This window comes from Rhizobium sp. P32RR-XVIII, assembly GCF_012641395.1.
GTDB lineage: Bacteria > Pseudomonadota > Alphaproteobacteria > Rhizobiales > Rhizobiaceae > Rhizobium.
In genome coordinates this window covers 38,276-61,921 of record NZ_JABAIH010000003.1, presented here as the reverse complement: position 1 = coordinate 61,921, position 23,646 = coordinate 38,276, and the positions used below count along the sequence as shown (strand labels likewise).

22 protein-coding genes are annotated in these 23,646 nt (G+C 60.5%); 14 read left to right on the top strand and 8 right to left on the bottom strand.

Annotated elements, in window-relative coordinates; translation table 11 throughout:
- Positions 1-13: 13 nt before the first annotated feature.
- From HGP14_RS10010 to HGP14_RS09990, 5 genes are all read right to left on the bottom strand, one after another.
- Positions 14-739 (bottom strand): Crp/Fnr family transcriptional regulator, encoded by a 726-nt coding sequence (locus HGP14_RS10010; protein WP_246704414.1) that lies wholly within the window; start codon positions 737-739, stop codon positions 14-16.
- A gap of 189 nt (positions 740-928) precedes the next feature.
- Positions 929-1,651: a metallophosphoesterase gene (locus tag HGP14_RS10005; RefSeq protein WP_168829698.1), complete on the bottom strand. Its 723-nt coding sequence runs from the start codon at positions 1,649-1,651 to the stop codon at positions 929-931.
- A complete protein-coding gene (locus HGP14_RS10000) occupies positions 1,644-2,471 on the bottom strand; it encodes a nucleotidyltransferase family protein (protein ID WP_246704413.1) in 828 nt (275 codons plus the stop codon). The genes HGP14_RS10005 and HGP14_RS10000 overlap by 8 nt, the downstream gene beginning before the upstream one ends.
- Before the next feature lie 64 nt (positions 2,472-2,535).
- Positions 2,536-2,754 carry a hypothetical protein gene (locus HGP14_RS09995; RefSeq protein WP_168829697.1) on the bottom strand — a complete coding sequence of 73 codons (219 nt, stop codon included), beginning with the start codon at positions 2,752-2,754 and terminating at the stop codon, positions 2,536-2,538.
- Positions 2,755-2,764: 10 nt separating this feature from the next.
- Positions 2,765-2,968, bottom strand: a complete 204-nt coding sequence (locus HGP14_RS09990) for a hypothetical protein (RefSeq protein WP_168829696.1) — start codon at positions 2,966-2,968, stop codon at positions 2,765-2,767.
- A gap of 192 nt (positions 2,969-3,160) precedes the next feature.
- Between HGP14_RS09990 and HGP14_RS09985 the strand changes: the two genes are divergently transcribed.
- From HGP14_RS09985 to HGP14_RS09965, 5 genes are all read left to right on the top strand, one after another.
- The gene (locus HGP14_RS09985; protein ID WP_168829695.1) at positions 3,161-4,495 is read left to right on the top strand and encodes a PQQ-dependent sugar dehydrogenase; all 1,335 of its coding nucleotides are present in this window, start codon (positions 3,161-3,163) and stop codon (positions 4,493-4,495) included.
- Between the two features lie 119 nt (positions 4,496-4,614).
- Positions 4,615-5,916 carry a hemolysin family protein gene (locus tag HGP14_RS09980; RefSeq protein WP_168829694.1) on the top strand — a complete coding sequence of 434 codons (1,302 nt, stop codon included), beginning with the start codon at positions 4,615-4,617 and terminating at the stop codon, positions 5,914-5,916.
- Between the two features lie 246 nt (positions 5,917-6,162).
- Positions 6,163-7,173, top strand: coding sequence for a Gfo/Idh/MocA family protein (locus HGP14_RS09975; protein WP_168829693.1), 1,011 nt, complete (start codon positions 6,163-6,165; stop codon positions 7,171-7,173).
- Positions 7,174-7,184: 11 nt separating this feature from the next.
- Positions 7,185-8,282, top strand: a complete 1,098-nt coding sequence (locus HGP14_RS09970; protein WP_168829692.1) for a Gfo/Idh/MocA family protein — start codon at positions 7,185-7,187, stop codon at positions 8,280-8,282.
- A 57-nt stretch (positions 8,283-8,339) separates the two neighbouring features.
- Positions 8,340-9,101 (top strand): FadR/GntR family transcriptional regulator, encoded by a 762-nt coding sequence (locus HGP14_RS09965; protein WP_168829691.1) that lies wholly within the window; start codon positions 8,340-8,342, stop codon positions 9,099-9,101.
- Positions 9,102-9,181: 80 nt separating this feature from the next.
- Here HGP14_RS09965 and uxuA read toward each other — a convergent pair whose 3' ends face one another.
- Together uxuA and HGP14_RS09955 are read right to left on the bottom strand one after the other, a co-directional pair.
- A complete protein-coding gene (gene uxuA / locus HGP14_RS09960; protein ID WP_168829690.1) occupies positions 9,182-10,369 on the bottom strand; it encodes a mannonate dehydratase in 1,188 nt (395 codons plus the stop codon).
- Between the two features lie 47 nt (positions 10,370-10,416).
- Entirely contained in the window at positions 10,417-11,139 is a 723-nt protein-coding gene (locus HGP14_RS09955; RefSeq protein WP_168829689.1) for a GntR family transcriptional regulator, read from the bottom strand.
- Positions 11,140-11,318: 179 nt separating this feature from the next.
- On the opposite strand from HGP14_RS09955, the gene HGP14_RS09950 reads away from it, so the two are divergent.
- From HGP14_RS09950 to HGP14_RS09930, 5 genes are all read left to right on the top strand, one after another.
- Positions 11,319-12,494, top strand: a complete 1,176-nt coding sequence (locus HGP14_RS09950; protein WP_168829688.1) for an extracellular solute-binding protein — start codon at positions 11,319-11,321, stop codon at positions 12,492-12,494.
- Positions 12,495-12,545: 51 nt separating this feature from the next.
- Positions 12,546-13,652 (top strand): ABC transporter ATP-binding protein, encoded by a 1,107-nt coding sequence (locus HGP14_RS09945; protein WP_168829687.1) that lies wholly within the window; start codon positions 12,546-12,548, stop codon positions 13,650-13,652.
- Positions 13,653-13,705: 53 nt separating this feature from the next.
- The gene (locus HGP14_RS09940) at positions 13,706-14,530 is read left to right on the top strand and encodes an ABC transporter permease (RefSeq protein WP_168830273.1); all 825 of its coding nucleotides are present in this window, start codon (positions 13,706-13,708) and stop codon (positions 14,528-14,530) included.
- 3 nt (positions 14,531-14,533) lie between these two features.
- A complete protein-coding gene (locus tag HGP14_RS09935; protein ID WP_168829686.1) occupies positions 14,534-15,376 on the top strand; it encodes an ABC transporter permease in 843 nt (280 codons plus the stop codon).
- Positions 15,377-15,590: 214 nt separating this feature from the next.
- Positions 15,591-16,607, top strand: a complete 1,017-nt coding sequence (locus tag HGP14_RS09930) for an alpha/beta hydrolase (RefSeq protein ID WP_246704411.1) — start codon at positions 15,591-15,593, stop codon at positions 16,605-16,607.
- A gap of 12 nt (positions 16,608-16,619) precedes the next feature.
- On the opposite strand, the gene HGP14_RS09925 is transcribed toward HGP14_RS09930, so the two are convergent.
- On the bottom strand, positions 16,620-17,495 hold the full coding sequence (locus HGP14_RS09925; protein WP_312862121.1) for an AraC family transcriptional regulator: 876 nt from the start codon (positions 17,493-17,495) through the stop codon (positions 16,620-16,622).
- A 212-nt stretch (positions 17,496-17,707) separates the two neighbouring features.
- Here HGP14_RS09925 and HGP14_RS09920 point away from each other — a divergent pair, with 212 nt between their 5' ends.
- The 4 genes from HGP14_RS09920 to HGP14_RS09905 all read left to right on the top strand — a co-directional run bounded on the left by HGP14_RS09920 (position 17,708) and on the right by HGP14_RS09905 (position 23,642).
- Positions 17,708-19,174: an alpha-glucosidase/alpha-galactosidase gene (locus tag HGP14_RS09920; protein ID WP_168829685.1), complete on the top strand. Its 1,467-nt coding sequence runs from the start codon at positions 17,708-17,710 to the stop codon at positions 19,172-19,174.
- 125 nt (positions 19,175-19,299) lie between these two features.
- Positions 19,300-21,384 carry an ABC transporter substrate-binding protein gene (locus tag HGP14_RS09915; RefSeq protein ID WP_168829684.1) on the top strand — a complete coding sequence of 695 codons (2,085 nt, stop codon included), beginning with the start codon at positions 19,300-19,302 and terminating at the stop codon, positions 21,382-21,384.
- 115 nt (positions 21,385-21,499) lie between these two features.
- The gene (locus tag HGP14_RS09910; protein ID WP_168830270.1) at positions 21,500-22,507 is read left to right on the top strand and encodes an ABC transporter permease; all 1,008 of its coding nucleotides are present in this window, start codon (positions 21,500-21,502) and stop codon (positions 22,505-22,507) included.
- 1 nt (position 22,508) lies between these two features.
- Complete coding sequence (locus tag HGP14_RS09905) at positions 22,509-23,642, top strand: ABC transporter permease (protein WP_168829683.1); 1,134 nt, start codon at positions 22,509-22,511, stop codon at positions 23,640-23,642.
- Positions 23,643-23,646: the final 4 nt, after the last annotated feature.

Sequence of the window (23,646 nt, the reverse complement as noted above, 5' to 3'; positions counted from 1 at the left end):
CGTACAACCGCCATCACTGCTGACGCGAAAGCGGGGTTCCTATCAGTCGTAGGTATTCCTCTTCCGCAGCTCCGTAGGAGCCGTTGGCTTCCTCAATCAGGCCTTTGCGGTTGAGTATGGTGATCTGTCCTCGATTGGCGCGGATATAGCCTTTGCCCTCAAGGATGTGGACTGCCACGGTGACGCCCGGACGCCTGACGCCCAGCATGATTGAGAGGAATTCATGCGTCAGCGAAATTGTGTTGCCATCCATACGGTCGTGGACCATCAACAGCCAGCGCGCCAGGCGCTCCTCCAGCTTTGAATGGCCATTGGCGAGGACCGTCGACGACATCTGCGCCATAAAGGCTTGAATATAGGCAAGCAGCCTGGCTCGGAGCGTGGAACTGGCGTCGATCGCCTCCTGAAGCTTTGCCGAGGAGATGCGAAAACCGCTTCCGGATACCTGCATGAATGTCATGTTCGGCGATTGCTCGCCGCCGAGCACGATGGCAGCCCCTGTCATGCCCTCGCGCCCGGCGATACCCACCTCGATGTCACGCCCGCCCGAGAGCCGCGCCACGATCGAGGCCAGTCCCGACTCCAGGAAAACGACATAGTCGGCCGGCTCATGCGCCTTCTCAATCTCATAGGGAATATCCAGCGTCACGTGTTCGAGGTGAGGAGCGAGAAGCGCCAGATCCTTTGCATCCATACTTTTCAGAAGTGCATTGCGGTATTGTCGGTCTTCGGTCGGCATTCGTTTCCCCTCGGCGGACAAGAATTGCCCGACTCGATGGAAATGGAACCTAGCGCCTTGAAATTACAGCACAACCGACTGTCTTCTATCGTACAAACTTCGTAGCGTGTTCGCGGGCGTCGTGTGCTGGGCAGAGCGGCATTCGAATGACAAGAGTGCCTGCTCAATCGGGCTAGGCTGGCGATCGGTTCAAAGCTCGAGCAGCGCATAGGGCCTGCCCGTCGGCTTCTCGATGTGCGCTGCCACGTTGAAGACCGGAGCTCCGCCCGGTGTGCGACCCTCGTAGGTGCCGCGATGAGCGTGGCCATGCACGACGGCATTCACTTTGAAGCGGTCGATCGTTTCGGCAAGCCGCGATGATCCGAGAAAGGGGTAAATTTCAAGCGGTTCGCCGGTGACCGTCTCGACAATCGGTGCATAATGCAGAATGACCACCGAGCGGTCGGCGCGCACCTGGCGCATGGCATTTTCCAGCCGCATCGTTTCTTCGACGCTTTCCGCGACCATCGCCTTGATCGCGCTTTCCCCGAACGAGCCGAGCATATGCCGGCCGAACCCTCCGACGAAGCCCTTGACGCCGACGAAGCCGACCCCCTCGATTTCCACTGTTTGACCGTTCAGAAGCTTCACTCCTGCATCCGTGAGAATGGCGCATACTTGCTCGACGTAACCGCTTTCGTGGTCGTGATTGCCGAGAACCGCAACGACCGGCACCGAGCAATTCCGGAGGTCGACGGCCAGCAACTCCGCTTCCTTGGGTTTGCCGAGGTCGGTCAGATCGCCTGCTATGACCAACACGTCCGCGACAGAGGAGATTTCGCCGAACAATTCCTTGTAGGACTTGCCGCCATCTTCCTTGACATGAAGATCCGCGACCGCCGCAACTTTGACCGTGTTGCTGCTCTCATTCATCCTTCTTCTCCCAATCGCCGCGCAGTTCGCCTTCGCCGCCGACATCGGCGAATCCCCATTCCTTGACATCGATTTCGAAATCGGCGCGCGAATACATGCGGCCGCGGCAAATTCTCATCTGCGGAAGGGGCAGTTCGCGCTGAGCAGCCAGGCGGTCGAGCAGTTCATCGAGCAGCCACTGCGGAATCTTGTCGCGCTCCGTCGGATAGATCCAGCGAAAGTTCAGGAGGTGGATAAGCAGCACCTCCCAATGCACCTCCATGTAGCCGAGCAACTTGCGCCAATCGATCTTGTCGTGGGCGCGAAGGATCACATGGGCAACATCCGCTCCATCGTACCGATGGCGAAGCTGGATGAAGAACTTCGACCACAGCAGTTCGGTCGGGCTGACGATCCAGACCGGGCAGCCGCACATCTCGACTTGCCTGGCATCCTCGAACCAGTCATCGCCGACGGGCATGGTGCCATTGGAAGAGGCAAAGATCACGTCGAAGAAATGCTTGCCCTGAAAGATCTTGCCAAGCCACCGCTCGTCCTCAACCTCGACCGCATAGCCCTTTTCCTTGAAATGGCCGAGAATGCGGGCGTAGTCACCCGCCTTGCAGAAGATGTCGAAGTCCTTGGTCTGGCGGGAAATACCGGTATAGGCACAAACCGCGTAAGTGCCGGCGACGAGAAACGGGATCTTGCACTCGACGAGTTCTCTTATCGCCTCGGCAACGAAAGGCTCGGCATCGGGATCTATGAGCTGGGGCATCGCCCTGGCTTTCATGAGCGCAGGGTTGGGCCTGCCCTTCTTGGTCCCGGTCGAGGCGTTCATCGTTCATCCTTTTTCGTGAGACAGCCAGGTCCAGTATGCGGCTTGCGCGGTGTCATCGGGGGCGTCAGGAGGGGTGCTTCCCTGCGGTATCGCCTTCATTGTGATTCACATCCCAATCCTTCTCCGGCTTTTTGCTTCCCGGCGGGTTGCGATGCACGGTTGCGTCGTCGGAATGGGTGATAACGCGCGGTTTGGCGCTGCTGACGCCGCTGTTTTTCGCGCCCTTGCGTGTCCGGGCGAATTGCCCTTCCGCGTCCTTGCGGATTTTATCCTTGTCGGTCATCGACGGCTCCTTAAAACACATGTTCAAGCCGCACCGGCGGACGGCGCTTGGCTGCCATCAAGAGGTCGAGTTCTATCGAAGACGGGCCAAATCGCTTGAAAAGATTCTTCGCCTGGTCATCGTCGAGGCCATATTTCTCAGCAAACTCATGGAGGCTGTAGGGGCGCCCGCGCACAGTCCGGCTTCGGCGCGCGGTTTCGCGAATCTGCGTCATGGATTTCTCCCCAGGCTGGTTGAGCAGGAAGAACCGCCTATTGCCCCAAAAAGTTCCGCAAGGCCTCAAATGCGCTTTCAAGAAGTATCGTCAGCCGGAGCACTTTTCCGTGGAAGACTGCGCCGGCGGTGGGAGCCCTGAAACCTCTCACAGTTCGAGGCGTTTAGCAGCGTACTTGTCGGGAAGCTATCCATGAAGAAAGTCATCGCCGTCGTCCTCGTTGTCATGCTCGTCGGAGGAGGATGGATCTTCATGTTTGAACGCGACTCCGCGACGGTCCCGATCGAGCAAGGTCACGGCCCGTCGCCGACCTTGCCTGCGCCGAACCCTACGCTGATTCCGACGCTCAATGCGGCCGAGGCGTCGAGCTGGCCGGACGGGGTCATGCCAAAGGCTGCTGACGGTCTGAAGGTGGAGGCCTACGCCAAGGGTCTCGACCATCCGCGCTGGATCCACGTGCTGCCGAACGGCGATGTGCTGGTTGCCGAAAGCAACAGGCCGCCAAAGGGCGATGACGTCGGCTTCAGTATCCGCGGCTGGGTCGAACGCGCGTTAATGAGGCGAGCCGGCGCCGAAGTGAAGAGTGCAAACGGTATTACCTTGCTGCGTGACGCCGATCACGACGGGACGGCAGAGATGCGCGCGACTTTTCTGAAGGGCCTCGACTCGCCGTTCGGCATGGCCTTTTCCAAGGGCACGCTTTACGTCGCCAACACCGACACGATCATGGCTTTTCCCTACGAAGAGGGGCAGACAGCGATCACTGCCCCAGGTGAGAAGATCGCCGATCTGCCCGCGGGCCCGATCAATGTTCATTGGACCAGGGATATCGTTGCCGGCCTCGATGGCGCCAAGCTCTACGCCACCGTCGGCTCGAACAGCAATGTCGGCGAAAACGGTATGGATCTGGAGAAGAACCGCGCCTCGATCATCGAAATCGATCTTGCCACAAAAGCCGTTCGCGTTTTCGCAAGCGGCTTGCGCAATCCGAACGGGCTTGCCTGGGAGCCACGGACCAACGCGCTCTGGGTCGCCGTCAATGAACGGGATGAGATCGGCAGCGACTTGGTTCCCGATTACATGACCTCGGTCAAGGAAGGCGGCTTTTATGGCTGGCCTTACAGCTATTTCGGCCAGCACGTCGACAGCCGCGTGAAGCCGCAGAATCCCGATCTGGTCGCCAGGGCGATCGTTCCCGACTACGCCCTTGGTCCTCACACGGCCTCGCTCGGCCTTACCTTCAATACGAGCAACCTGTTCGGCCCGGAGTATGTGGGCGGCGCCTTTGTCGGCCAACACGGTTCGTGGAACCGCAAACCTCGCAGCGGCTACAAGGTCATCTTCGTTCCCTTCTCGGACGGCAAGCCGTCCGGTCCGCCGCGGGATGTGCTGACAGAATTCATCGGCCCGAATGACAAGGCGCGTGGCCGTCCTGTTGGCGTCGCCATCGACATCAAGGGCGCACTGCTGGTTGCTGACGACGTCGGCAATACTATTTGGCGGGTTTCACCGGCTTCGGCGCAATGACGGATCAGCTCAATAGATAAGGCTCCCACAAAATAGCCGAACGTGGGGCTCCGCCTTGCTTTCCTTCTGGGCGCTTTGGCCCTATCCTAGGCTATCTTTGTCAATATCATGAGCTTCTTTTGTTTCTGGAAATTTTAATCGTTGTCATGCTCACCGTTCTGAACGGTGTGCTTGCAATGTCCGAACTTGCCGTCGTTTCCTCCCGTCCCGCCCGCCTCAGGGTACTAGCTGATCAAGGCAGCCGCGGCGCTGCCCAGGCGATCAAACTTGCCGAACACCCAGGCCGCTTTCTCTCCACCGTTCAGATCGGCATTACGCTCGTCGGCGTCCTTTCAGGTGCCTTTTCGGGCGCCACCCTTGGCGGCCGTCTCGCCAGTTGGCTGGCCACGCAGGGCCTTTCGCCGGCCGTCTCCGATGCGGTTGGTGTTGGTGCGGTCGTCGTCGCGATCACCTACCTCTCGCTGATCATCGGCGAACTGGTGCCGAAGCAGATTGCCCTGCGCGAGCCGGAAACGGTTGCCAGCAGGATGGCTCCGGCCATGGCCGTGCTTTCCAAGCTCGCTTTGCCTCTCGTCTGGCTTCTCGACGCTTCCGGTAAGCTTGTGCTTACGCTTCTCGGACAATCGGGAAAGGGCAGCGATGGCGTGACCGACGAGGAGATCAAGACCGTGCTCGCCGAAGCGCAGAGTGCCGGCGTGATCGAGAGCGAGGAATCCGCGATGATTTCCGGCGTGATGCGCCTCGCGGACCGGACGGCGAGAGCGTTGATGACGCCCCGGCGCGACGTCGAAGTCATCGATATCGAAGACAGCCTTGAGGAAATTCGCAAGCAGTTGCATCAGACGCGCCGCTCCCGCCTGCCGGTTCGCCGCAACAGTTCAGACGAGGTGCTCGGCGTCCTCTTCGTCAAAGACTTTTACGATGCGCTGCACACGCATGGTCATGCCAGCATTCAGTCGCTGACCCATGAGGTGCCGGTGATCTCGGATCTTTCGACCGCCACGCATGTCATTCAGGCGATCCGGAAATCGCCGGTTCACATGGTTCTTGTCTACGACGAATACGGCCATTTCGAAGGCATTGTTTCTTCCGGCGACATCATGGAGGCAATCATGGGCGCGCTGCAGGAAGGACCTGCCGACGAGCAGGCGATCGTCCGCCGCGCCGACGGCTCCTACCTTGTTTCGGGCTGGACCCAGATCGACGAATTCGCGGAATTCATGCATTTCAAGCTCGACGACGATATTGAATTCCAGACAGTGGCCGGCCTCGTGCTGGAGGAGCTGAAGCATCTGCCGGAACTCGGCGAAAGTTTTGTGAAGGATGGCTGGCGCTTCGAAGTCATCGATCTCGATGGCCGCCGTGTCGACAAGATCCTTGTTTCCCCGGAGCTTGAACAAGCCGCAGAGCGGACAGCATAGTTCCTCAGTCCAGCGAAGAGCAGTCGGTGGATCGCGCTTTGGCGCCACCCGCCGAGGCATCTGGTCTGACCAGCTGATCGTATCACGGAATCTCCGGGCCAGCGCCTGCGGCCCTAGGGAACAGCGGTTGCTTGCGAATCTACGGCACAAGTATCCTTGACAACAATCCTTCATGAGTGTCTGGTTTGACCAGGTTGGGAAAAAATGGATGCTGCCAGCATGGCGGCTTTGCAGGAGGAGGCGTCAATGCTGAGATTTGCCGTCGTCGGAATCGACCATGGGCACACGTTCGATCATGTAAAGGGATTGCTTGCCGCGGGCGGGGAATTTGTTGGCTATTGCCCGAAGACCTCGGTCCCGGCGTTGCTCGAAAATTTCAAGAAGACATATCCGGACGCGCCGCAGATCGACCGTGAGACGATTTTCGCCGATCCGTCCATCGACGTCATCTGCATCGCCGCCATTCCTCGCGATCGCGCCGGCCTTGCGATCCGGGCCATGAAGGCCGGCAAGGACGTGATGACGGACAAGCCCGGCGTCACGACCTTCGAGCAGCTCGAAGAAGTGAAAAAGACGGTCGCCGAAACTGGCAAGATTTTTTCGATCTGCTTTTCGGAGCGCCATTGCGTGCGCTCTGCCGTCAAGGCTGGAAAGCTGGTCAAGGAAGGAGCGATCGGCAAAGCGATCCAGACCCTCGGCGTAGGCCCGCACCGGCTCCAGCTGCCGACGCGGCCGGACTGGTTCTTCGATCCGGAGGCCTTCGGCGGCATCATTGTCGATATCGCCTCGCATCAGATCGACCAGTTTCTTTTTTATACCGGCTCGACGAGCGGCGAAGTGGTTGCAAGTTCCATCGGCAATTTCGGCATGCCGGAAAAGCCGGCGTTCCAGGACTTCGGCGAGGTGCTGCTTCGCTCGGACAAGGCCGCCGGTTACGTTCGCGTCGACTGGTTTACGCCCGAGGCGCTGCCGACCTGGGGTGACGGGCGCCTGACCATTCTCGGTACGGAAGGCTACATCGAGCTTCGCAAATACATCGATATTTCCGGCCGCCCCGGCAAGGATCACCTGTTCCTCGTGAACGGCAAGGAAAACACCTACATCGATTGCGGCGGCGAGAAGCTCGACTATTTCGAAGCGTTCACCGCGGACGTGCGGGACCGCACGGAAACGGCGATGACCCAGACTCATGTCTATGAAGTCTGCCGTCTTTCGCTCGAAGCGCAGACCAAGGCTGCGCGGATCGGCGGACGATAGGAGGAGATGCCATGACGAAGAAATTGCGCGTCGGGATCATCGGTGCCGGCATCGCTGCCCGGCACCTGGCCGGTTTCGACTGGAACAAGGATCTTTTCGAAGTGCCCGTCCTCTGCTCGCTGGACGAAGACCGCGGGCGCGAACTCTGCGCCAAGCATGGCATTCCCGAATATACCCAGAACGTCGACGAGCTTTTCGCCCGCAATGACCTCGACATCATCGACATTGCGAGCCCGCCGGATTCGCATTTCGAATTCTGCCGGAAAAGCATCGAATCCGGCAAGCATGTGATCTGCGAAAAGCCGCTCTTCGGTTCGATCGCCGAAGTCGATGCGATGAGCGACATCGTTGCCCGCTCGGGCGGCGGGAAGCTGATGCCGATTTTCCAGTACCGCTACGGTTCCGGCCTGCAGAAGTTGAAGCGGCTCATCGAACTTGGTCTCACGGGCCAGCCGTTTATGACGACGATCGAGACGCACTGGTGGCGCGGACCCGACTATTACGCGGTGCCATGGCGCGGCAAGTGGGCGAGCGAGCTTGGCGGCGGCTTGCTCGGGCACGCGATCCATGCGCATGACATGCTGAACTACGTGCACGGCGCCTGCGCCGAAGTCTTCTCCTATGGTGCGACCCTCGTAAATCCGATCGAAACGGAAGACACGGCGGTCCTTGCGGTCAAGATGCAGAACGGATCGCTTGCCGCGCTTTCGATGACGCTCGGCTCGCGCAAGGAAATCTCCCGCTTGCGTTTCTGCTTCCGCGATGTCGTCGCCGAAAGCATTCTCGAACCCTACACGATGGGCCGGGACCCCTGGACCTTCAACGCCGGGACCGAGGAGCACCAGAAGCGCGTCGACGACGCGCTGGCAGGTTACGAAGTGAAGGAAGACGGCTACACCCGTCAGTTCGAACTCTTCCACCAAGCTATCGTGGAGGACAAGGAGCCGCCGGTGACGCTCCAGGACGCGCGCAATTCGCTGGAACTGGTGACGGCGGCCTATCATTCACAGCGCACCGGCCAGCCGACACCCCTACCGATCACAGCCGAGCACCCGCTTTACCGCTCGTGGCTTCCTGAGGAGGAGCGGCGCTTGGCCGCCGGCCGCTGACGGCGGCACAACGAAAATCGCGTTATCCACCAGGGTGACGCGCCAAGGAGACCTTTCATGGAGGTAGCTCGACCTGCGCTCCGGCTTCAAGGCGAACAGCGACTCTACCAAGTCGTCGCACGCCGGATATTGCGCATGATCGAGGCAAATGCCGGAAAGCCGGACTGGCACATGCCTTCGGAACGCGAACTGGCCGAAGAGCTGGAAGTGAGCCGCCCGGTCGTTCGCGAGGCGGTCATCGCGCTCGAGATGCGTGGCATCGTCGAGGTGAAGGGCAGGGCGGGCATCATCGTGCGCCCTGTTCGCGGCAAACAGATTAATTTCGACATGCTCCCGACGGATGCCGGCCCCGGCCCGTTCGAGCTCCTGGAAGCGCGGCTTGCATTGGAGGCGAGCGCAGCTGCCATCGCCGCCGAGCGCGCGACGAATTACGATATCGCCGTGCTCGAGGAATGTATCTTTCGAATGGAGCAGGAAACGGATGCTGTGGCGCTCACCGAAAAGGGCGACCGCGACTTCCACCTGACGATCGCCCGGATGACCGGAAACGCCATCATCTTTTCCATGGTCGAAGCGCTGTGGACGCAGCGTGATGAATCCCTGATGTGGAAAAAGCTGCATGAGCACATCCACGCGCCCAGCGTCCGTCCGCTCTGGATCGGCGATCACCATGCGGTGCTGGCGGCGTTACGCCTCCGCAATCCGGATGCCGCCTACAAGGCCATGGCCCGACACATCCGTAATGTCAGCGCCGAGCTGATGGAGGCCGATGAACGCGGCAGGCTCGCGCCTGAGGAGACGGACGAGGCAAAGGTATGATAACCGAAACGCCTCCTCCCTCACGCGCTTGAACGCAGGAAGATGGACCTGCGCCGTTTGGCGCAAGTCCGTCCAGCCGGTCAGGATGGTATTGCACCCAGCGCATAGAGGATCCCGCGGAGTTCCGCCAGTCCGCGCATGCGGCCGATGGCGGGGTAGCCGGGGGTGACGGTCTTGTTGAGATCGTCGAGCATGCGGTGGCCGTGGTCGGAGCGGAAGACGATTTCATCCTTCGCGCTGCGCTTGCGGTCTTCGGCGACGAGCTCCTTGAGGACCGCGACCATATCGACATCGCCCTCCAGATGAGCGCTCTCGTGGAACGTCCGGCTATCGGCTTCGCGTTTGGTGGCGCGCAGATGCGCGAAGTAGATGCGGGAGGCAAAGCGGCGGGCGATCGCCGGCAGGTCGTTGTCGGCGCGCACGCCAAGGCTGCCGGTGCAGTAGCACATGCCGTTCGCCGGCGAGGGAACGGCGTCGAAGAGGGCGGCGTAATCCTCCGCGCTGGATGCGATGCGCGGCAGACCGAAGAGCGAGCGCGGCGGATCGTCAGGATGCAAGGTCAGTTTGACGCCACGCGCTTCGGCGGCCGGCGTGACGGCCTGCAGGAATTCGATGAGGTGCTGCCGAAGCTTGGCGGCATCGATGCCTGCATAAGACACGAGCTTGTCGCGGAAGGCGGGAATGGTCAGTGGCTCGGTGGTCGAGCCGGGCAGCGCCGAGGTGATGTTGCGCGTAATGTCGTCAATCTCTTCTTGCGTCATGCTCTCGTAAACTTCGCGAGCACGCTTCTGGTCTTCTGCCGAATAGTCGTCCCCGGCACTCTGGCGCTGTAGAACGAAGAGATCGAAGGCAGCGAAACGCTCGTGGTCGAAACGCATCGCGGTCGCACCGGTCGATGTCACATAGTCGAGCTCGGTGCGTGTCCAGTCGACGACCGGCATGAAGTTGTAGCAGATGATCGGGATCCCACAGGCGGCGACCGCTTCGAGGCTTGCGATCCAGGCTTCGATCTCGGCCTTCGCCTTCCCGCCTTTGCGCTTGACCGCGTCGGGGATCGGGATACTTTCCACCACGGACCATGTAAGGGATGACCGGCCGGGCGGGGTGGTCTCGATCATCGACTTGCGCTCGCCGACTTCATTTTCCGTCCAGGCGCGTCCGATCGGCACCTGATGCAGCGAGGAAACGATGTTCGTCGCGCCCACCTGGCGCACCTCGTCCAGGGTGACGGGAGCCTCAGGCCCGAACCATCTCCAACCTTGCCGCATCTGTCTCCTCCTTGTTTGTCTCTTTGTTTATTGATCTGCCGGATCGCCTAGCAGAAATAATCGGGATGGCGTGCCCGAAGCTCAGCGACGTCGGGGATGACGGCGCTCAAATGGTGAAGCATGGCGGCTCGCGCTGCCTCCACGTCATGGGCTGCGATCGCGTCGCGGATCACCTTGTGCTCGTGAACGACATTGTCCATGCGACCCAGGGCCGGAAGCGTCAACCGCCGGGCCCGGTCGATCTGTACCTTGACCGTTTTCAGGATCGCCCAGATCCCTGGATAGCCGGCGATCTGTGTTATCGCCTCGTGAAACGCCTCGTCCTCTTCATGGAAGTTGGACGCATCGCCGAGAGCCGCAAGCGCTTTTTGCCGGGCGATAATGGCGTCCAACTGCGCGATATGCCGCGGCTCGGCAATTCTGGCGGCGCTTTCGACGGTCGTGCTCTCGAGCGCCTTGCGGATGACGACTGCCTCCGGGATTGCCGATACAGGGACGCGTGAAACGACCGTGCCCGATTGCGGAAAGATATCGACGAGACCGCCGTCGGAAAGCCGAAGCAAGGCTTCGCGTACCGGTGTGCGGCTGACGCCGAATTCCTCGGCGATGCGCTTTTCCTGAAGAACCATGCCAGGCGCCATGCGCAGCGATACGATATCCGCATGCAGCCGCTCGAAAATGGCATTCGCTGTCGTCACGCGGCGCAGCTTCTGCGGTCTTTCCGGGAGAGCCGGAAAGTCGATCGCTTCGGAGCTGGATGCCTGCCGCATGAAATTTCCTTAACGTTGACTCTCTTGTGCATACTAGTATATCAATTCAATTGCATTGCCAAGACGCGCTGGAAGGAGCGGCGCTCTTGATAAGGATATTGGAGATTTCTGCAGATCTTGGGAGGCAGGCGTGGCTGGGGTTTTGCCCGGGTAACTGCCGCAGAGGAGGAGAGAACATCATGAAAATTACACGCAGAACATTTGTCGGAACGGCGGCCGGCGTTGCCGTTGCAGGCATGCTGCCCACCCGGCTTTTCGCCCAGGCAAAGAAGCCAGCGAGCCCGGTGACCATCACCATTGCCGACGTCGCCGGCAATCTGGCGCTGACGCAGGGCATGTTTGAAGCCTATGCCTCGGAAAAGGCAGATTGGGTTTCAAGCTTCGCCTTCACCAAGGCTCCGGCACCCGAGCTGCCAGGCAAGATCAAGGCGCAGCAGGCGGCGGGCAAGGTCGATATCGATCTCGTGCTGACCGGGACGGATGCTCTTTCGGCTGGTCTCGACCAGGATCTGTGGATCGATCTCGCCGCCCACAAGGCCGAGCTTCCGAATCTGGAAAGCATCTTGCAGCCGCAGGCCTTCAAGATGCAGGCGCTCGCCAAGGATCATGGCGTCGTCGTCACCTACTATCCGTCAGGCCCCTTGCTCGAATACATGCCGGACAAGGTCGCGACTCCGCCGAAGACGGCACAGGAGCTTCTCGACTGGACGAAGCAGAACAAGAACAAGTTCCTCTATGCCCGCCCCGCCAATTCCGGTCCCGGCCGAACGCTCCTGATGGGGCTTCCCTACCTGCTCGGCGACAGCGATCCCCGCGATCCGGTCAACGGCTGGTCCAAGACCTGGGATTATCTCGCCGCTCTTGGTGAAAACATCGAATATTATCCGACGGGTACTGCCGTGGTCTTCAAGGAACTCGGCGAAGGCACCCGCGACATGGTCGCGACCACCACCGGCTGGGATATCAATCCGCGCGCCCTCGGCATTGTTCCGGCGGAAGCCAAGGTGCAGAAGCTCGACGGCTTCCACTGGGTCACCGATGCGCACTACGCCGTCATTCCGAAGGGCGTTTCCGATGAGAAGATGGCCGTTCTCATGGATGTCATCAACTACATCCTGCAGCCGAAGCAGCAGGCGATTGCTTATGACGCCGGCTATTTCTATCCGGGCCCGGCAGTAAAGGACGTCACGATCGACATGGCGCCGCAGGAAAGCCAGGACGTGATCAAGGAGTTCGGCCGCGAGGAATATGCCGACTGGATCGCGAACAATCCGCTCGAAGTGCCGCTCGAGCCGAAGCAGCTCGTCGATGCCTTCCGCATCTGGGACGAGAAGATCGGCGCCAAGAAGGGCTGATCGAACAAGACGGCGCCGCCTTAGGCCGGCGCCGTTCTTTTCCTGCAGAGAATGGAGTTTGCGTTGAATTCGCCGGTTAACAACACAGCGCTGTCTTCGCGCAACAATGCCCGTCTCGAACTCGATGGCTTGCGCCGGTCCTTCGGGGCTTACAATGCCCTCGACGGTATCGACCTGGCGATCGAGCCGGGTGAATTCATCGCCCTGCTCGGCCCCTCCGGCTGCGGCAAGTCGACGGCGCTCAATTGCATCGCGGGGCTGCTTGGGCTTTCGGGCGGCGAGATCCGCCTCGGCGGTAACCGCATCGACCAGCTGGAACCGGAAAAGCGCGGCTTCGGCATGGTGTTCCAGAGCTATGCGCTCTTCCCGCACATGAGCGTGCGCAAGAATGTCGGCTTCGGCCTCGCCATGCAGGGCATCAAGGGAGCGGAGGCTGACAAGCGCATCAATGACGCGCTGGCGCTCGTCCGGCTCGAAAGCCAGGCGGAAAAGTTGCCCGGCCAGCTTTCCGGCGGCCAGCAGCAACGTGTGGCGATTGCCCGCGCTGTCGTCATCCGTCCACCGATCGTCCTGATGGACGAGCCGCTGTCCAACCTCGACGCTAAGCTGCGCCTGGAAATGCGCGCTGAAATCCGAGGCATCCACGACCAGATCGGTTCGACGACCATTTACGTGACGCACGATCAGGACGAGGCGCTGTCGCTCGCCGACCGCATCGTCGTGATGAGCCAGGGACACATCCAGCAGATCGGCTCGCCGCAGGACCTCTACCAGCGGCCGGTCAACCTCAACGTCGCCGATTTCATGGGCTTTCGGACGCGCATCGCCGGACGTGTCGTTTCGGTTTCCGGCGACGAGGCTGAGATCGAGGCGGCGGGCGCCCGCTTGACCGGCACCATGCGCACGCCGCTCAAGGTGGGCGATGCGGCGGTGCTTTCCGTCCGTCCGGAAGATCTCGTTGCGACCTCGGACGGTGAGGGGGTTCCGGCGACCGTGGCCAGCATGGAATATCGCGGCCGTGCCTTCTTCGGCATGGCGACCGCGAAGGATGGATCGGAGCTCTATTTCCGGGCCGATGATGTTCTGCCGCGGGGCGCATCCACCTCGCTGCAGCCGGTAAGCGGCAGGGCGCTTGTCTTCAAGGGGGCGGCCGAGTGAAAGGACCGTCGCTTCGCACCCGGCTTGCAGCCCACGGCCTCGACGGCACGACGATGCTGGTGCTGCCGGGGCTGATCTTCATGATCGCGCTCTTTGTCTATCCGTTCTTCTATGGCGTCGCGGATTCGCTGATGCCGAAGGAGGGCGGTGCCTGGTATGCGAACTACGCAAAGTTCTTCACCGATCCCTTCCAGTACAACACGATCGGCGCGACGATGTGGCTCGCTCTTCCGGTGACGATCGTCAACTTGGCGCTTGCCGTGCCGATTGCCTTCCGCGTCCGGCTGATGCGCCGTCAACGGCTGCTGACGACGATCCTTGTTCTGCCGATTACGCTCGGCACGGTCTTCGTTGCCGACGGTCTTCTGACCTTCCTCGGGCCGCGCGGCTGGTTCAATCACGCGCTGCTCATTCTCGGCATCCTGGACTCGCCGCTCAAGCTCACGAACAACTACTGGGGCGTCTTTGCTTCGCTGCTGATCACCGGCTTTCCCTTCGCCTTCCTGCTTACGCTTTCCTATATCACCGGCATCGATCCGGCGATCGAGCATGCCGCAGCCACGCTGGGGGCCGGTCCATGGCGGCGCTTCTACCGGGTTTTCCTGCCGCTCCTGGTTCCCGGGCTCGCCGTCACCTTCTGCCTTGCTTTCGTCCAGGCTTTCGCGGTGTTTCCGTCGGCCGTCTTGCTCGGCGCGCCCGCCGGGCCGACGCGTGTCATCTCGATTGCTGCTTACCAAGCGGCCTTCGAGCAATATGACCATTCGCTGGGCTCGGCGATTGCCCTCATCATGGGCGGTGTCGAACTCTTTGTCGTGGTGGCTGTTCTCGGCTGCCGGTCTCTCTTCTATCGCGGCCCTGCCGGCGGCACGAAAGGCTAAGTGATGATCCGGGACCAAGGCCTTGCATCGAAAATTTGGCGCATCGCCATCTGGGCGGCGGCCGGCCTTTTCATTCTGAACCTTTTGGCGGTGATTGCCGTCGTCATCATCAATTCCTTCGCGACGCGCTGGCTCGGCACGTGGCTGCCTGCCGGCTGGACGACGCGCTGGTACTTCAGCGCCTGGAAGGAGTTCCAGCTTTCGAGCGTCGTGCTCGTCACCTTCGAGATCGTCTTCACCGTCACGCTGATTTCCGGCATTCTCGGCGTCATGACCGCCTACGCGCTGGCTCGACGCGATTTTCCGGGCAAGCGCCTGATCGTGCTGCTCTTCCTGCTGCCGCTGTTGATCCCGCCTTTGACCTACGGCATCCCGCTCGCAACCGTGCTCTACCAGCTCGGCCTCGGCGGCACCTTCTGGGGCGTGGTGCTGATCAACCTCGTGCCATCCTTCCCCTTCGTCGTGCTCGTCATGATCCCTTTCATCGAGCAAATCGACCCGCGTATCGAGGCGGCTGCCCGCGTGTTCGGCGCGGGCACGACAAGCCTCTTCATACGCATTCTGCTGCCACTGCTGCTGCCCGGCATGCTCGCTGCATTGCTCCTGGTACTAGTGCGCACCATCGCCATGTTCGAACTCACCTTCCTCATCGCCGGACCGACGACGCAGACGCTGGTCGTATCGCTCTACTATGCTGTCTTCGCTTCAGGCGTCCGTGCCGGTCAGTCGATCGACGCCATGGCTGTCGTCTATATGATCACGACGCTTGTCTGGCTGGTGCTTGCGCTGCAGTTCGTCAATCCGACGCAGATCGTTGCGAGAGCCAAGCAGCAACCGGTGCACTAGCCGGTCAAGCGGCCTGACGTTGCCTTTGTGAAGAGGTGTCGCTGAACCAGGCATCGTCGTTGGGACCAGAAAGATGATCTCAGCGGGAACTTTGCTGCATGCTTGGGGCAGGTTCCCAGCGACTGTTGTCCTTCCTTTACACGATAGCAATTGCCGCTACAGTCTTGGCGAGTCGTAGCGACATTCAGCTGAGGCGAGGGTGAAGGGGAACATCATGCCATTGCGATCAAGAACCAAGGTCGGCTTGGCTGGCAGAGCGATGGCGTGCCTGCTTCTAGCATTGTCACCGATGATCGATATTGCCCGTGCCGACGACGCCAGCGCACCAACCTACGACCTGCGATCGCGCGCGACCGAAATCATCGCTCGGCTTCTCGACGATAAGGCCGATTTTGGCGATCGAAAGCGGCGCTTCGAGGAAGCGATGAGGGCGACCCCTCAGCCAACCCGAGTGCAGATACGCCAAGTCGATGCCGATGGCGTCGAAGGCGAGCTGATTTGGCCCGCTCGGCTCCACCATCCACTTGGCAAGCGCGCCATCCTCTTTCTTCATGGTGGAGGCTTCTATGGCGGCTCCCTGCGTAGCCATCGCAATATTGCGGCTTCGTTCGCGAAGGCGACCTCCGCCGATGTGCTGTTGATCGAGTATCGGCTGCTGCCGCAATACCGGTTTCCGCGCCAGGTCAACGATGCGCTCACCGCTTTTCGATGGCTGCTCGAGTCCGGGTACGAAGCGGGAAACATTGTGGTGATCGGCGACTCCGTCGGCGGAACCCTGGCGCTCCAAATGTCCCTTCGCCAGATCGCTACGAACGCCGAGAAGCCTGCTGCCGTCATAGCAATCAGCCCGATTGTCGATTTCGAGGGGGCGGCGGTCCCAGCGGATGGCAAGGACGAGGTTTCCGTCAGCCGCGAATGGCTGCAGCAGGTAGGGAAGGAATATGCGGGGAAGGCAAGCACCTCGCTTCAGCAAGTATCACCAATAAACAATGATTACACAGGCTTTCCCCCCGTCCTCCTGCAGGTCGGCGACAAGGAGGTTTTGCGGGGGGATGTCGAACGTCTTTTCGACAAGCTGAAGGCCGCAAACGTCGATACGCGGCTGGATGTGGTGCCGGGCCTTTTCCACGAGGCCTCGCTATTTCCGTTCTGGCTCGACCAAGCTCGGCGATCCAACCAGCATGCGGCGGAATTTGCCATGGCTCACTTCACCGACAAACCAGCACAGTAAACCGAATTCCGTTCAACGTGCCTTTCCGATGCTGGCATACATGCCGGTAGTCCGGAACTCGGTCGGAGTGATGCCGTACACCCGCCGGAAGACTTTGGAGAAGTAGTTGGGGTCGTCAAAGCCGCACATGATCGACACCTCCTTGACCGGCAGGAAATCGGCTTTCGTCAGTAGTTTCGTCGCCCGTTGCAGCCGCTGTTGAAGCACATATTCGGCAGGCGGCAGGCCTTCGCTCTCCGCAAAGCTGCGGGAAAAATGCGCGCGGCTGAGGCCGACGATGCTCGCCAACTCGCTGACCGGCAGTGGCTGCTCAAGATTGGCGTGGATATGATCGATGACCGGCTGCATGGCGCTGAGGTCTGCCGCAAAAGCCGGTGAGCCGAAGACATCATCGTAGAGTGCCATCGCCGCTTCATAGGCGATCGCGGAAGCCGCACCGGGGGTGGCGGCTCCTTTGATCAGGCGAAGGCTGCAGTCGGCAAGATGGTCGATGGTCGATGGCTGCAGCCTGAGAATGGGACCTGCAAGACCAAGCACCATCTTGTGGATTCTGAGCGTCTCCTCGCCGTGCATCGAGATCCAGAAATATTCCCAGCGGTCACCCTTTTCGAGCCAGTAGCGATGATTGTGCGGCACAAGCACCATCATCGTATCGCCGGCTTCAAGGTTGTGGGTCCTGTTCTGGTAACGAAGCCGGCCGCGACCGCTGATCGTGTGTTGAAGCACCGTAAAAGGTGTTTGTCCGCGCTTTCTTCCATCCCAGTCGTAGACTTCGTTCTGCCGCACCTCATAGCCCGCGCTGGTCGGCATGGCGTGCAATCGCTGTCGGCCGCGAGGCAGAGAGACTGTCCTCATCGACTGGCCATTGGCGATCAAATCGTGCAGCACAAAATTACCCTCGAAAGCATAATACTTCTCTCGCCACCTTTGTGAATATGCGCATAATCCCTTCGCATAAGAGGAAGAGATCGCGGTCGAAAGGACGGCCGCGAGGAATACAGGCTCGATTTCTGGCACTTTTGGACGACATGCGCCAGCATGTGGCCTGTCTCCTCTCTCGCCTTTTTTACCTACCATCTGATTGGATCGAGGTGAAGGTTATGAGTTTCAAAATCGCTATCATCGGGGCAGGCAGCGTCGGCTTCACCAAGAAGCTGTTTACCGACATTCTATGCGTGCCGGAATTCAAGGACGTCGAATTCGCGCTCACGGATCTGAGCCAGCATAACCTCGAGATGATCAAGGCGATCCTCGACAAGATCGTCGAGTCCAACAGGCTGCCGACGACGGTCACGGCGACGACCGACCGCCGCAAGGCGCTTGAAGGCGCGCGCTACGTCATCAGCTGCGTGCGCGTCGGCGGTCTCGAAGCCTATGCCGACGACATCCGCATTCCGCTGAAATACGGCATCGACCAGTGCGTTGGCGATACGATCTGCGCAGGCGGCATTCTCTACGGACAGCGCAACATTCCCGTCATTCTCGACTTCTGCAAGGACATCCGCGAAGTCGCCGAGCCCGGTGCAAAATTCCTCAACTATGCCAACCCGATGGCGATGAACACCTGGGCGGCCATCGAATACGGAAAGGTTGATACGGTCGGCCTCTGCCACGGTGTCCAACACGGGGCAGAGCAAATCGCCGAAGTGCTTGGCGCCAAATCGCCGAAGGAGCTCGACTGTATCTGCTCGGGCATCAATCATCAGACCTGGTTCATTGATCTCCGCCTCAACGGCCGGAAGATCGGCAAGGACGAACTCGTCGCCGCTTTCGAGGCGCATCCCGTCTATTCGCAACAGGAAAAGCTGCGCATCGACGTGCTGAAGCGCTTCGGCGTCTATTCGACGGAAAGCAACGGCCACCTTTCCGAATATCTGCCCTGGTATCGCAAGCGTCCGGATGAGATCACCAAATGGATCGACATGTCGGACTGGATCCACGGCGAGACCGGCGGCTATCTCCGTCACTCGACGGAAACCCGCAACTGGTTCGAGACGGAATTCCCGCAGTTTCTCGAATCCGCGTCCAAGCCGATCGATCCGTCCCGGCGTTCCAACGAGCATGCGAGCCATATCCTCGAGGCGCTGGAGACTAACCGCGTCTATCGCGGCCATTTCAACGTCAAGAACAACGGCGTGATCACCAACCTGCCGGCCGATGCGATCATCGAGTCACCGGGCTTCGTCGATCGCTTTGGGATCAACATGGTCTCCGGCATCACCCTTCCCGAAGCCTGCGCGGCCACCTGCATTTCATCGATCAACGTGCAGCGGATGTCGGTTCATGCGGCGATCAGCGGCGATGTCGATCTCCTGAAGCTCGCCGTGCTGCATGATCCACTGGTCGGGGCTGTCTCCACGCCGGAGGAAGTCTGGCAAATGGTCGATGAAATGATTGTCGCCCAGGCCCGCTGGCTGCCGCAATATGCCGATGCAATCCCCGCCGCCAAGGAGCGCCTGTCGAAGGCCAGCGTGAAAACGCGCGACTGGGCCGGTGCTGCGCGGCGCAACGTCCGCTCGATCGATGAGCTGCGTGCCGAGAAGGAGGCTCTGAAACAGGCCGTTTGAATTTCGTGTAGAATGGGGTGCGGCGGGTTTCCGGGAGGGAAATCCACCGCGTCAAAACCCGGTTTCACGTCGTTAGAGGAGAAGCGGAAGCTGCCTGTGGGCGCTCCGAACAAGAGGGAGAGACGATGAGGAATTTTCGCAATCTTGGCATTCTGACCGTGCTTTCGCTGAGCGTCTCGGTCGCGGCCTTGCATGCATATGCTGCCGAACCGGCCGTCGCACCGGAACCAGCACCATTCCCGGCCGAAGGGAAGATCAAATATGTGGCGCGCGATTCCATTCTGGAATTCAAGGCGCTGCCGGAATATCACGAGCCGGATTGGGTCACGAAGAAGTTCGTCGAGACCGGCAAGCTGCCGCCCGTCAAGGACCGCCTTCCTAGGGAGCCGCTAGTCTATAAGACCGGCAACATGCCTGATGGCGCCGGCGTCTACGGCGATACGATGCGGCACGTCATCGGCGGGCGGCCGGAAGGCTGGAACTATGGTGCGGGCCAGACACAGGGCTGGGGCGGCATCGATATCGGCCTGTCGGAATGCCTGACGCGCACCGGTCCGCTCTTCCAGGTCGAAGCCAAGGATACCGAACCGCTTCCGAACCTCGCCAGGAGCTGGGAATGGTCGAAGGACGGTCATAAATTGACGATGCACCTGATCGAAGGTGCGAAATGGTCGGACGGCGCCCCGTTCGGCGCCGACGACCTCATGTTCTACTGGGAGGACGAAGTTCTCGATCCGAACGTTTCGCCGCTGAACGGCGCGACGCCGGAAACCTTCGGCGCAGGCACGACGCTGAAGAAGATCGACGACTATACCGTGGAATGGACATTCAAGGAGGCCTTTCCGAAGCAGTATCTGTACGCGATGGCTTACGGAACCTTCTGCCCCGGTCCCTCGCATATCCTGAAGCCGCAGCATCCGAAATATTCGAAGAACACCTACGAGCAGTTCAAGAACGCCTTCCCGCCGGAATATATGAACATTCCGGTGATGGGTGCCTGGGTGCCGGTCGAATACCGGCCGGACGACATCATCGTCATGCGCCGCAATCCCTATTACTGGAAGGTCGACGAGAAGGGCAACCAGCTGCCCTATCTCAACGAGCTGCAGTACAAGCTCTCGACCTGGGCCGACCGTGACGTTCAGGCCGTTGCCGGCTCCGGGGACTTCTCGAACCTCGAGCAGCCGGAAAACTTCGTGGCATCGCTGAGACGCGCGGCGGAAAAGACCGCTCCGGCCCGTCTCGCCTTCGGCCCGAGGCTCATCGGCTATAACCTGCGCATGAACTTCTCGGCCAATGGCTGGGGCAATCCCGACGAGCGGGGCCAAGCGCTCCGCGAGCTCAATCGTAATGAGGACTTCCGCAAGGCTGTCACCATGGCAGTCGACCGCAAGGCGATCGGCGACTCGCTGGTCAAGGGGCCGTTCACGGCGATCTATCCCGGCGGCATTTCCTCGGGGACGAGCTTCTACGACCGCAAATCCACCGTCTACTACCCCTTCGATCTTAAAGGTGCGAAGGCCGAACTCGCCAAGGCGGGCCTTAAGGATACGGACGGCGACGGCTTCGTGAACTTCCCGGCCGGAACCGCGGGCGGCAAGAATGTCGAGATCGTCATGCTCGTCAACAACGACTATACGACCGACAAGAGCCTGGCCGAAGGTGTTGTCGGACAGATGGAGAAGCTTGGGCTTCGTGTCGTCCTCAACGGGCTGAACGGCAACCAGCGCGATGCCGCCAACTATTCCGGCCGGTTCGACTGGCTGCTGCGGCGCAACGACACCGAGCTCTCCTCGGTCGTGCAGAACACCGAGCAGCTAGCCCCTGTCGGTCCGCGGACGAGCTGGAACCATCGCGCCCCGGAAAATGGTGAGGTCGACATGATGCCCTACGAGAAGGAGCTGGTGGACATCATCAACAAGTTCACCGCCACGCAGGACAATGACGAACGCGTCAACCTGATGAAGCAGTTCCAGAAGATCTCGACGGAGCATGTCTACACCGTCGGCCTGACGGAATACCCGGGCGCGCTGATCATCAACAAGCGCTTCTCGAACATTCCCGAAGGTACGCCGATCTTCATGTTCAACTGGGCAGAAGACTCCGTCGTCCGCGAGCGCCTGTGGGTGGCTGCCGACAAGCAGCAGAAATATGAACTCTTCCCTGAACAGCTCCCCGGCAAGCCGGGCGAGAAGGGTCCGCTAAACTAGAGCTCCCTCCCGGATGAAATGGGCTTCCGGCCGCGCGTGCGCGCGGCCGGGCATAACCAACAAGCCGGCCGCGCTGACGAAGAGCGACTGGCGGCAAGGAGAAGCGAACCGTCCGATGTTCCGATTCCTGCTCGTGCGCATAATGTCTGCGATACCCGTGCTTCTCATCCTGAGCGTGGTGACATTCGCAATCATCCAGGCGCCACCCGGCGACTATGGCGACTATATCCGCTCGCAGCTGATCAATCAGGGCGGTGCATCCTATGCGCAGGCCGAGGCGCAGGCGCAGGCCTATCGCGTCGAGCACGGGCTCGATAAGCCGATGGTCGTCCAGTATGTGAACTGGATCACCGGCATCGTCACGCGCGGCGACTTCGGCTACAGCCTCTACTACAACAAGCCGGTGGCCGATGTCGTTGGCGAACGGCTGCCACGGACCTTGCTTCTCGCCCTTGTCTGCCACCTCTTCGCCTCGGTGCTCGGCATCGGCTTCGGCATCTGGGCGGCCACAAGACAGTACAGCTGGATCGACAGCCTGCTCTCCGGCATTTCCTTCCTCGGTATGACGGTGCCGCGCTTTCTGATGGCGCTGATCATCGTCTATCTGCTGGTATTCCAGTTCAACATCTCGGAGATCGGCAGCTTCTTCTCGCCGCAATATGGCGGCGCTCCGTGGTCCTGGGCGAAGTTCGTTGACCTCGTCAGCCATGTCTGGCCGGTCGTGGCGATCGCCACCTTCGGCGGGCTCGCCTACAATATGCGTGTCATGCGCGGCAATCTGCTCGACACGCTGAACGCGCAATATGTCGAGACCGCCAAAGCCAAGGGCCTGACCGGTGGCGCAGTGGTCATGCGCCACGCCGTGCCGAATGCCCTGCATCCGCTGGTCATGTATCAGGGTGTCGTTCTGCCCTACATGCTGACCGGCGAGATCGAGACGGCGATCATTTTCGCGCTCCCAACCGTCGGCCCCGCCATCGTCGGCTCCATGGCCGTCGGCGACGTCTACGTCACCGCGACCTTCATGATGGTTCTCTCGGCAACTCTGATCGTCGGCAACATTATCGCCGACATGCTGCTTGCCCTGCTTGATCCGCGCGTCCGCCAGTATGGAGGAGCCTGAGATGTTCGCCTTCGACTCCTCTCCGTCATCGCCGCACGAAACAACCGTCAAGAAGCCGTCGCATGGCAACGAAAGCTACATCGCGCTCGTCTGGCGCCGTCTGAGGCGGTCATGGACCGGCATGATGGGTCTGGTGCTTGTCGTGCTTCTGATCGTCATGGCGATCTTCGCCGACTTCTTTGCGCCGATGGACCCAAAGGCGACCGATGTCGGTTTTGCGCCGCCGCAGGTCATGAGCTTCCACGACAAGGACGGCAATTTCGTCTTCCGGCCACGTGTCTATGCGCTCGCCGATTCCGAGGAACTCGATCCGATCACCTTCCAGCCGATCGTCGGCCCCGACTATGACAATCCGCGCTATCTCGGCTTCTTCGTGAAAGGCGCGGAATACAAGCTCTTCGGCCTCATCCCCGCCAACCGGCATTTCTTCGGTTCGATAGACGGCGAGCCGGTGCACTTTCTCGGCACCGACAAGTTCGGCCGTGACGTCCTTTCGCGCGCAATCATCGGTTCGCGCATTTCGCTGATGATCGCATTGACCGTCGTCTTCATCGTCACCCTCGTCGGCACGACGGTCGGCATGGTCTCCGGCTACTTCGGAGGAACCTTCGATATCTGGGTCCAGCGCTTCGTCGAACTGGTACTCGCCTTCCCGCAATTGCCGCTCTACCTGGCGCTGACGTCGCTTATCCCGGTCACGGCACCCACAAATGTCTTCCTCGCCTTCGTGATCATCGTCATGTCGGCGCTGGGCTGGGCGCAGATGTCGCGCGAGGTCCGCGGCAAGACGCTGGCGCTGGCGCGCATCGATTATGTGCGTGCGGCGATGGCCGTCGGCGCCTCTGACCGGCGCATCATCTTCCAGCACATCTTTCCGAACGTGATGAGCCACGTGATCGTGGCCGTGACGCTGCATATTCCAAGCGTCGTGCTGCTCGAATCCTTCCTTGGCTTCCTGGGCTTTGCCGTGAAGCCGCCGCTGATCTCGTGGGGTCTGATGCTACAGGATACGGCGAATTACTCCGTCATTGGCACGTATCCCTGGATACTCGCTCCCGTCGGCTTCGTGCTGGTCACCGTCTTCGCTTTCAATGCGCTGGGTGACGGTCTGCGCGATGCGGTCGATCCATATTGAGGTG

Coding starts and splice junctions, on each gene's coding strand:
- HGP14_RS10000 (WP_246704413.1), bottom strand. CDS start 2,471: ATGAACGCCTCGACCGGGACCAAGAAGGGCAGGCCCAACCCTGCGCTC.
- HGP14_RS09915 (WP_168829684.1), top strand. CDS start 19,300: ATGAGGAATTTTCGCAATCTTGGCATTCTGACCGTGCTTTCGCTGAGC.
- HGP14_RS09955 (WP_168829689.1), bottom strand. CDS start 11,139: ATGCGGCAGGCATCCAGCTCCGAAGCGATCGACTTTCCGGCTCTCCCG.
- HGP14_RS09935 (WP_168829686.1), top strand. CDS start 14,534: ATGATCCGGGACCAAGGCCTTGCATCGAAAATTTGGCGCATCGCCATC.
- HGP14_RS09930 (WP_246704411.1), top strand. CDS start 15,591: ATGCCATTGCGATCAAGAACCAAGGTCGGCTTGGCTGGCAGAGCGATG.
- HGP14_RS09975 (WP_168829693.1), top strand. CDS start 6,163: ATGCTGAGATTTGCCGTCGTCGGAATCGACCATGGGCACACGTTCGAT.
- HGP14_RS09990 (WP_168829696.1), bottom strand. CDS start 2,968: ATGACGCAGATTCGCGAAACCGCGCGCCGAAGCCGGACTGTGCGCGGG.
- HGP14_RS09910 (WP_168830270.1), top strand. CDS start 21,500: ATGTTCCGATTCCTGCTCGTGCGCATAATGTCTGCGATACCCGTGCTT.
- HGP14_RS09950 (WP_168829688.1), top strand. CDS start 11,319: ATGAAAATTACACGCAGAACATTTGTCGGAACGGCGGCCGGCGTTGCC.
- HGP14_RS09905 (WP_168829683.1), top strand. CDS start 22,509: ATGTTCGCCTTCGACTCCTCTCCGTCATCGCCGCACGAAACAACCGTC.
- HGP14_RS09945 (WP_168829687.1), top strand. CDS start 12,546: ATGGAGTTTGCGTTGAATTCGCCGGTTAACAACACAGCGCTGTCTTCG.
- HGP14_RS09985 (WP_168829695.1), top strand. CDS start 3,161: ATGAAGAAAGTCATCGCCGTCGTCCTCGTTGTCATGCTCGTCGGAGGA.
- HGP14_RS10005 (WP_168829698.1), bottom strand. CDS start 1,651: ATGAATGAGAGCAGCAACACGGTCAAAGTTGCGGCGGTCGCGGATCTT.
- uxuA (WP_168829690.1), bottom strand. CDS start 10,369: ATGCGGCAAGGTTGGAGATGGTTCGGGCCTGAGGCTCCCGTCACCCTG.
- HGP14_RS10010 (WP_246704414.1), bottom strand. CDS start 739: ATGCCGACCGAAGACCGACAATACCGCAATGCACTTCTGAAAAGTATG.
- HGP14_RS09920 (WP_168829685.1), top strand. CDS start 17,708: ATGAGTTTCAAAATCGCTATCATCGGGGCAGGCAGCGTCGGCTTCACC.
- HGP14_RS09995 (WP_168829697.1), bottom strand. CDS start 2,754: ATGACCGACAAGGATAAAATCCGCAAGGACGCGGAAGGGCAATTCGCC.
- HGP14_RS09970 (WP_168829692.1), top strand. CDS start 7,185: ATGACGAAGAAATTGCGCGTCGGGATCATCGGTGCCGGCATCGCTGCC.
- HGP14_RS09940 (WP_168830273.1), top strand. CDS start 13,706: ATGCTGGTGCTGCCGGGGCTGATCTTCATGATCGCGCTCTTTGTCTAT.
- HGP14_RS09965 (WP_168829691.1), top strand. CDS start 8,340: ATGGAGGTAGCTCGACCTGCGCTCCGGCTTCAAGGCGAACAGCGACTC.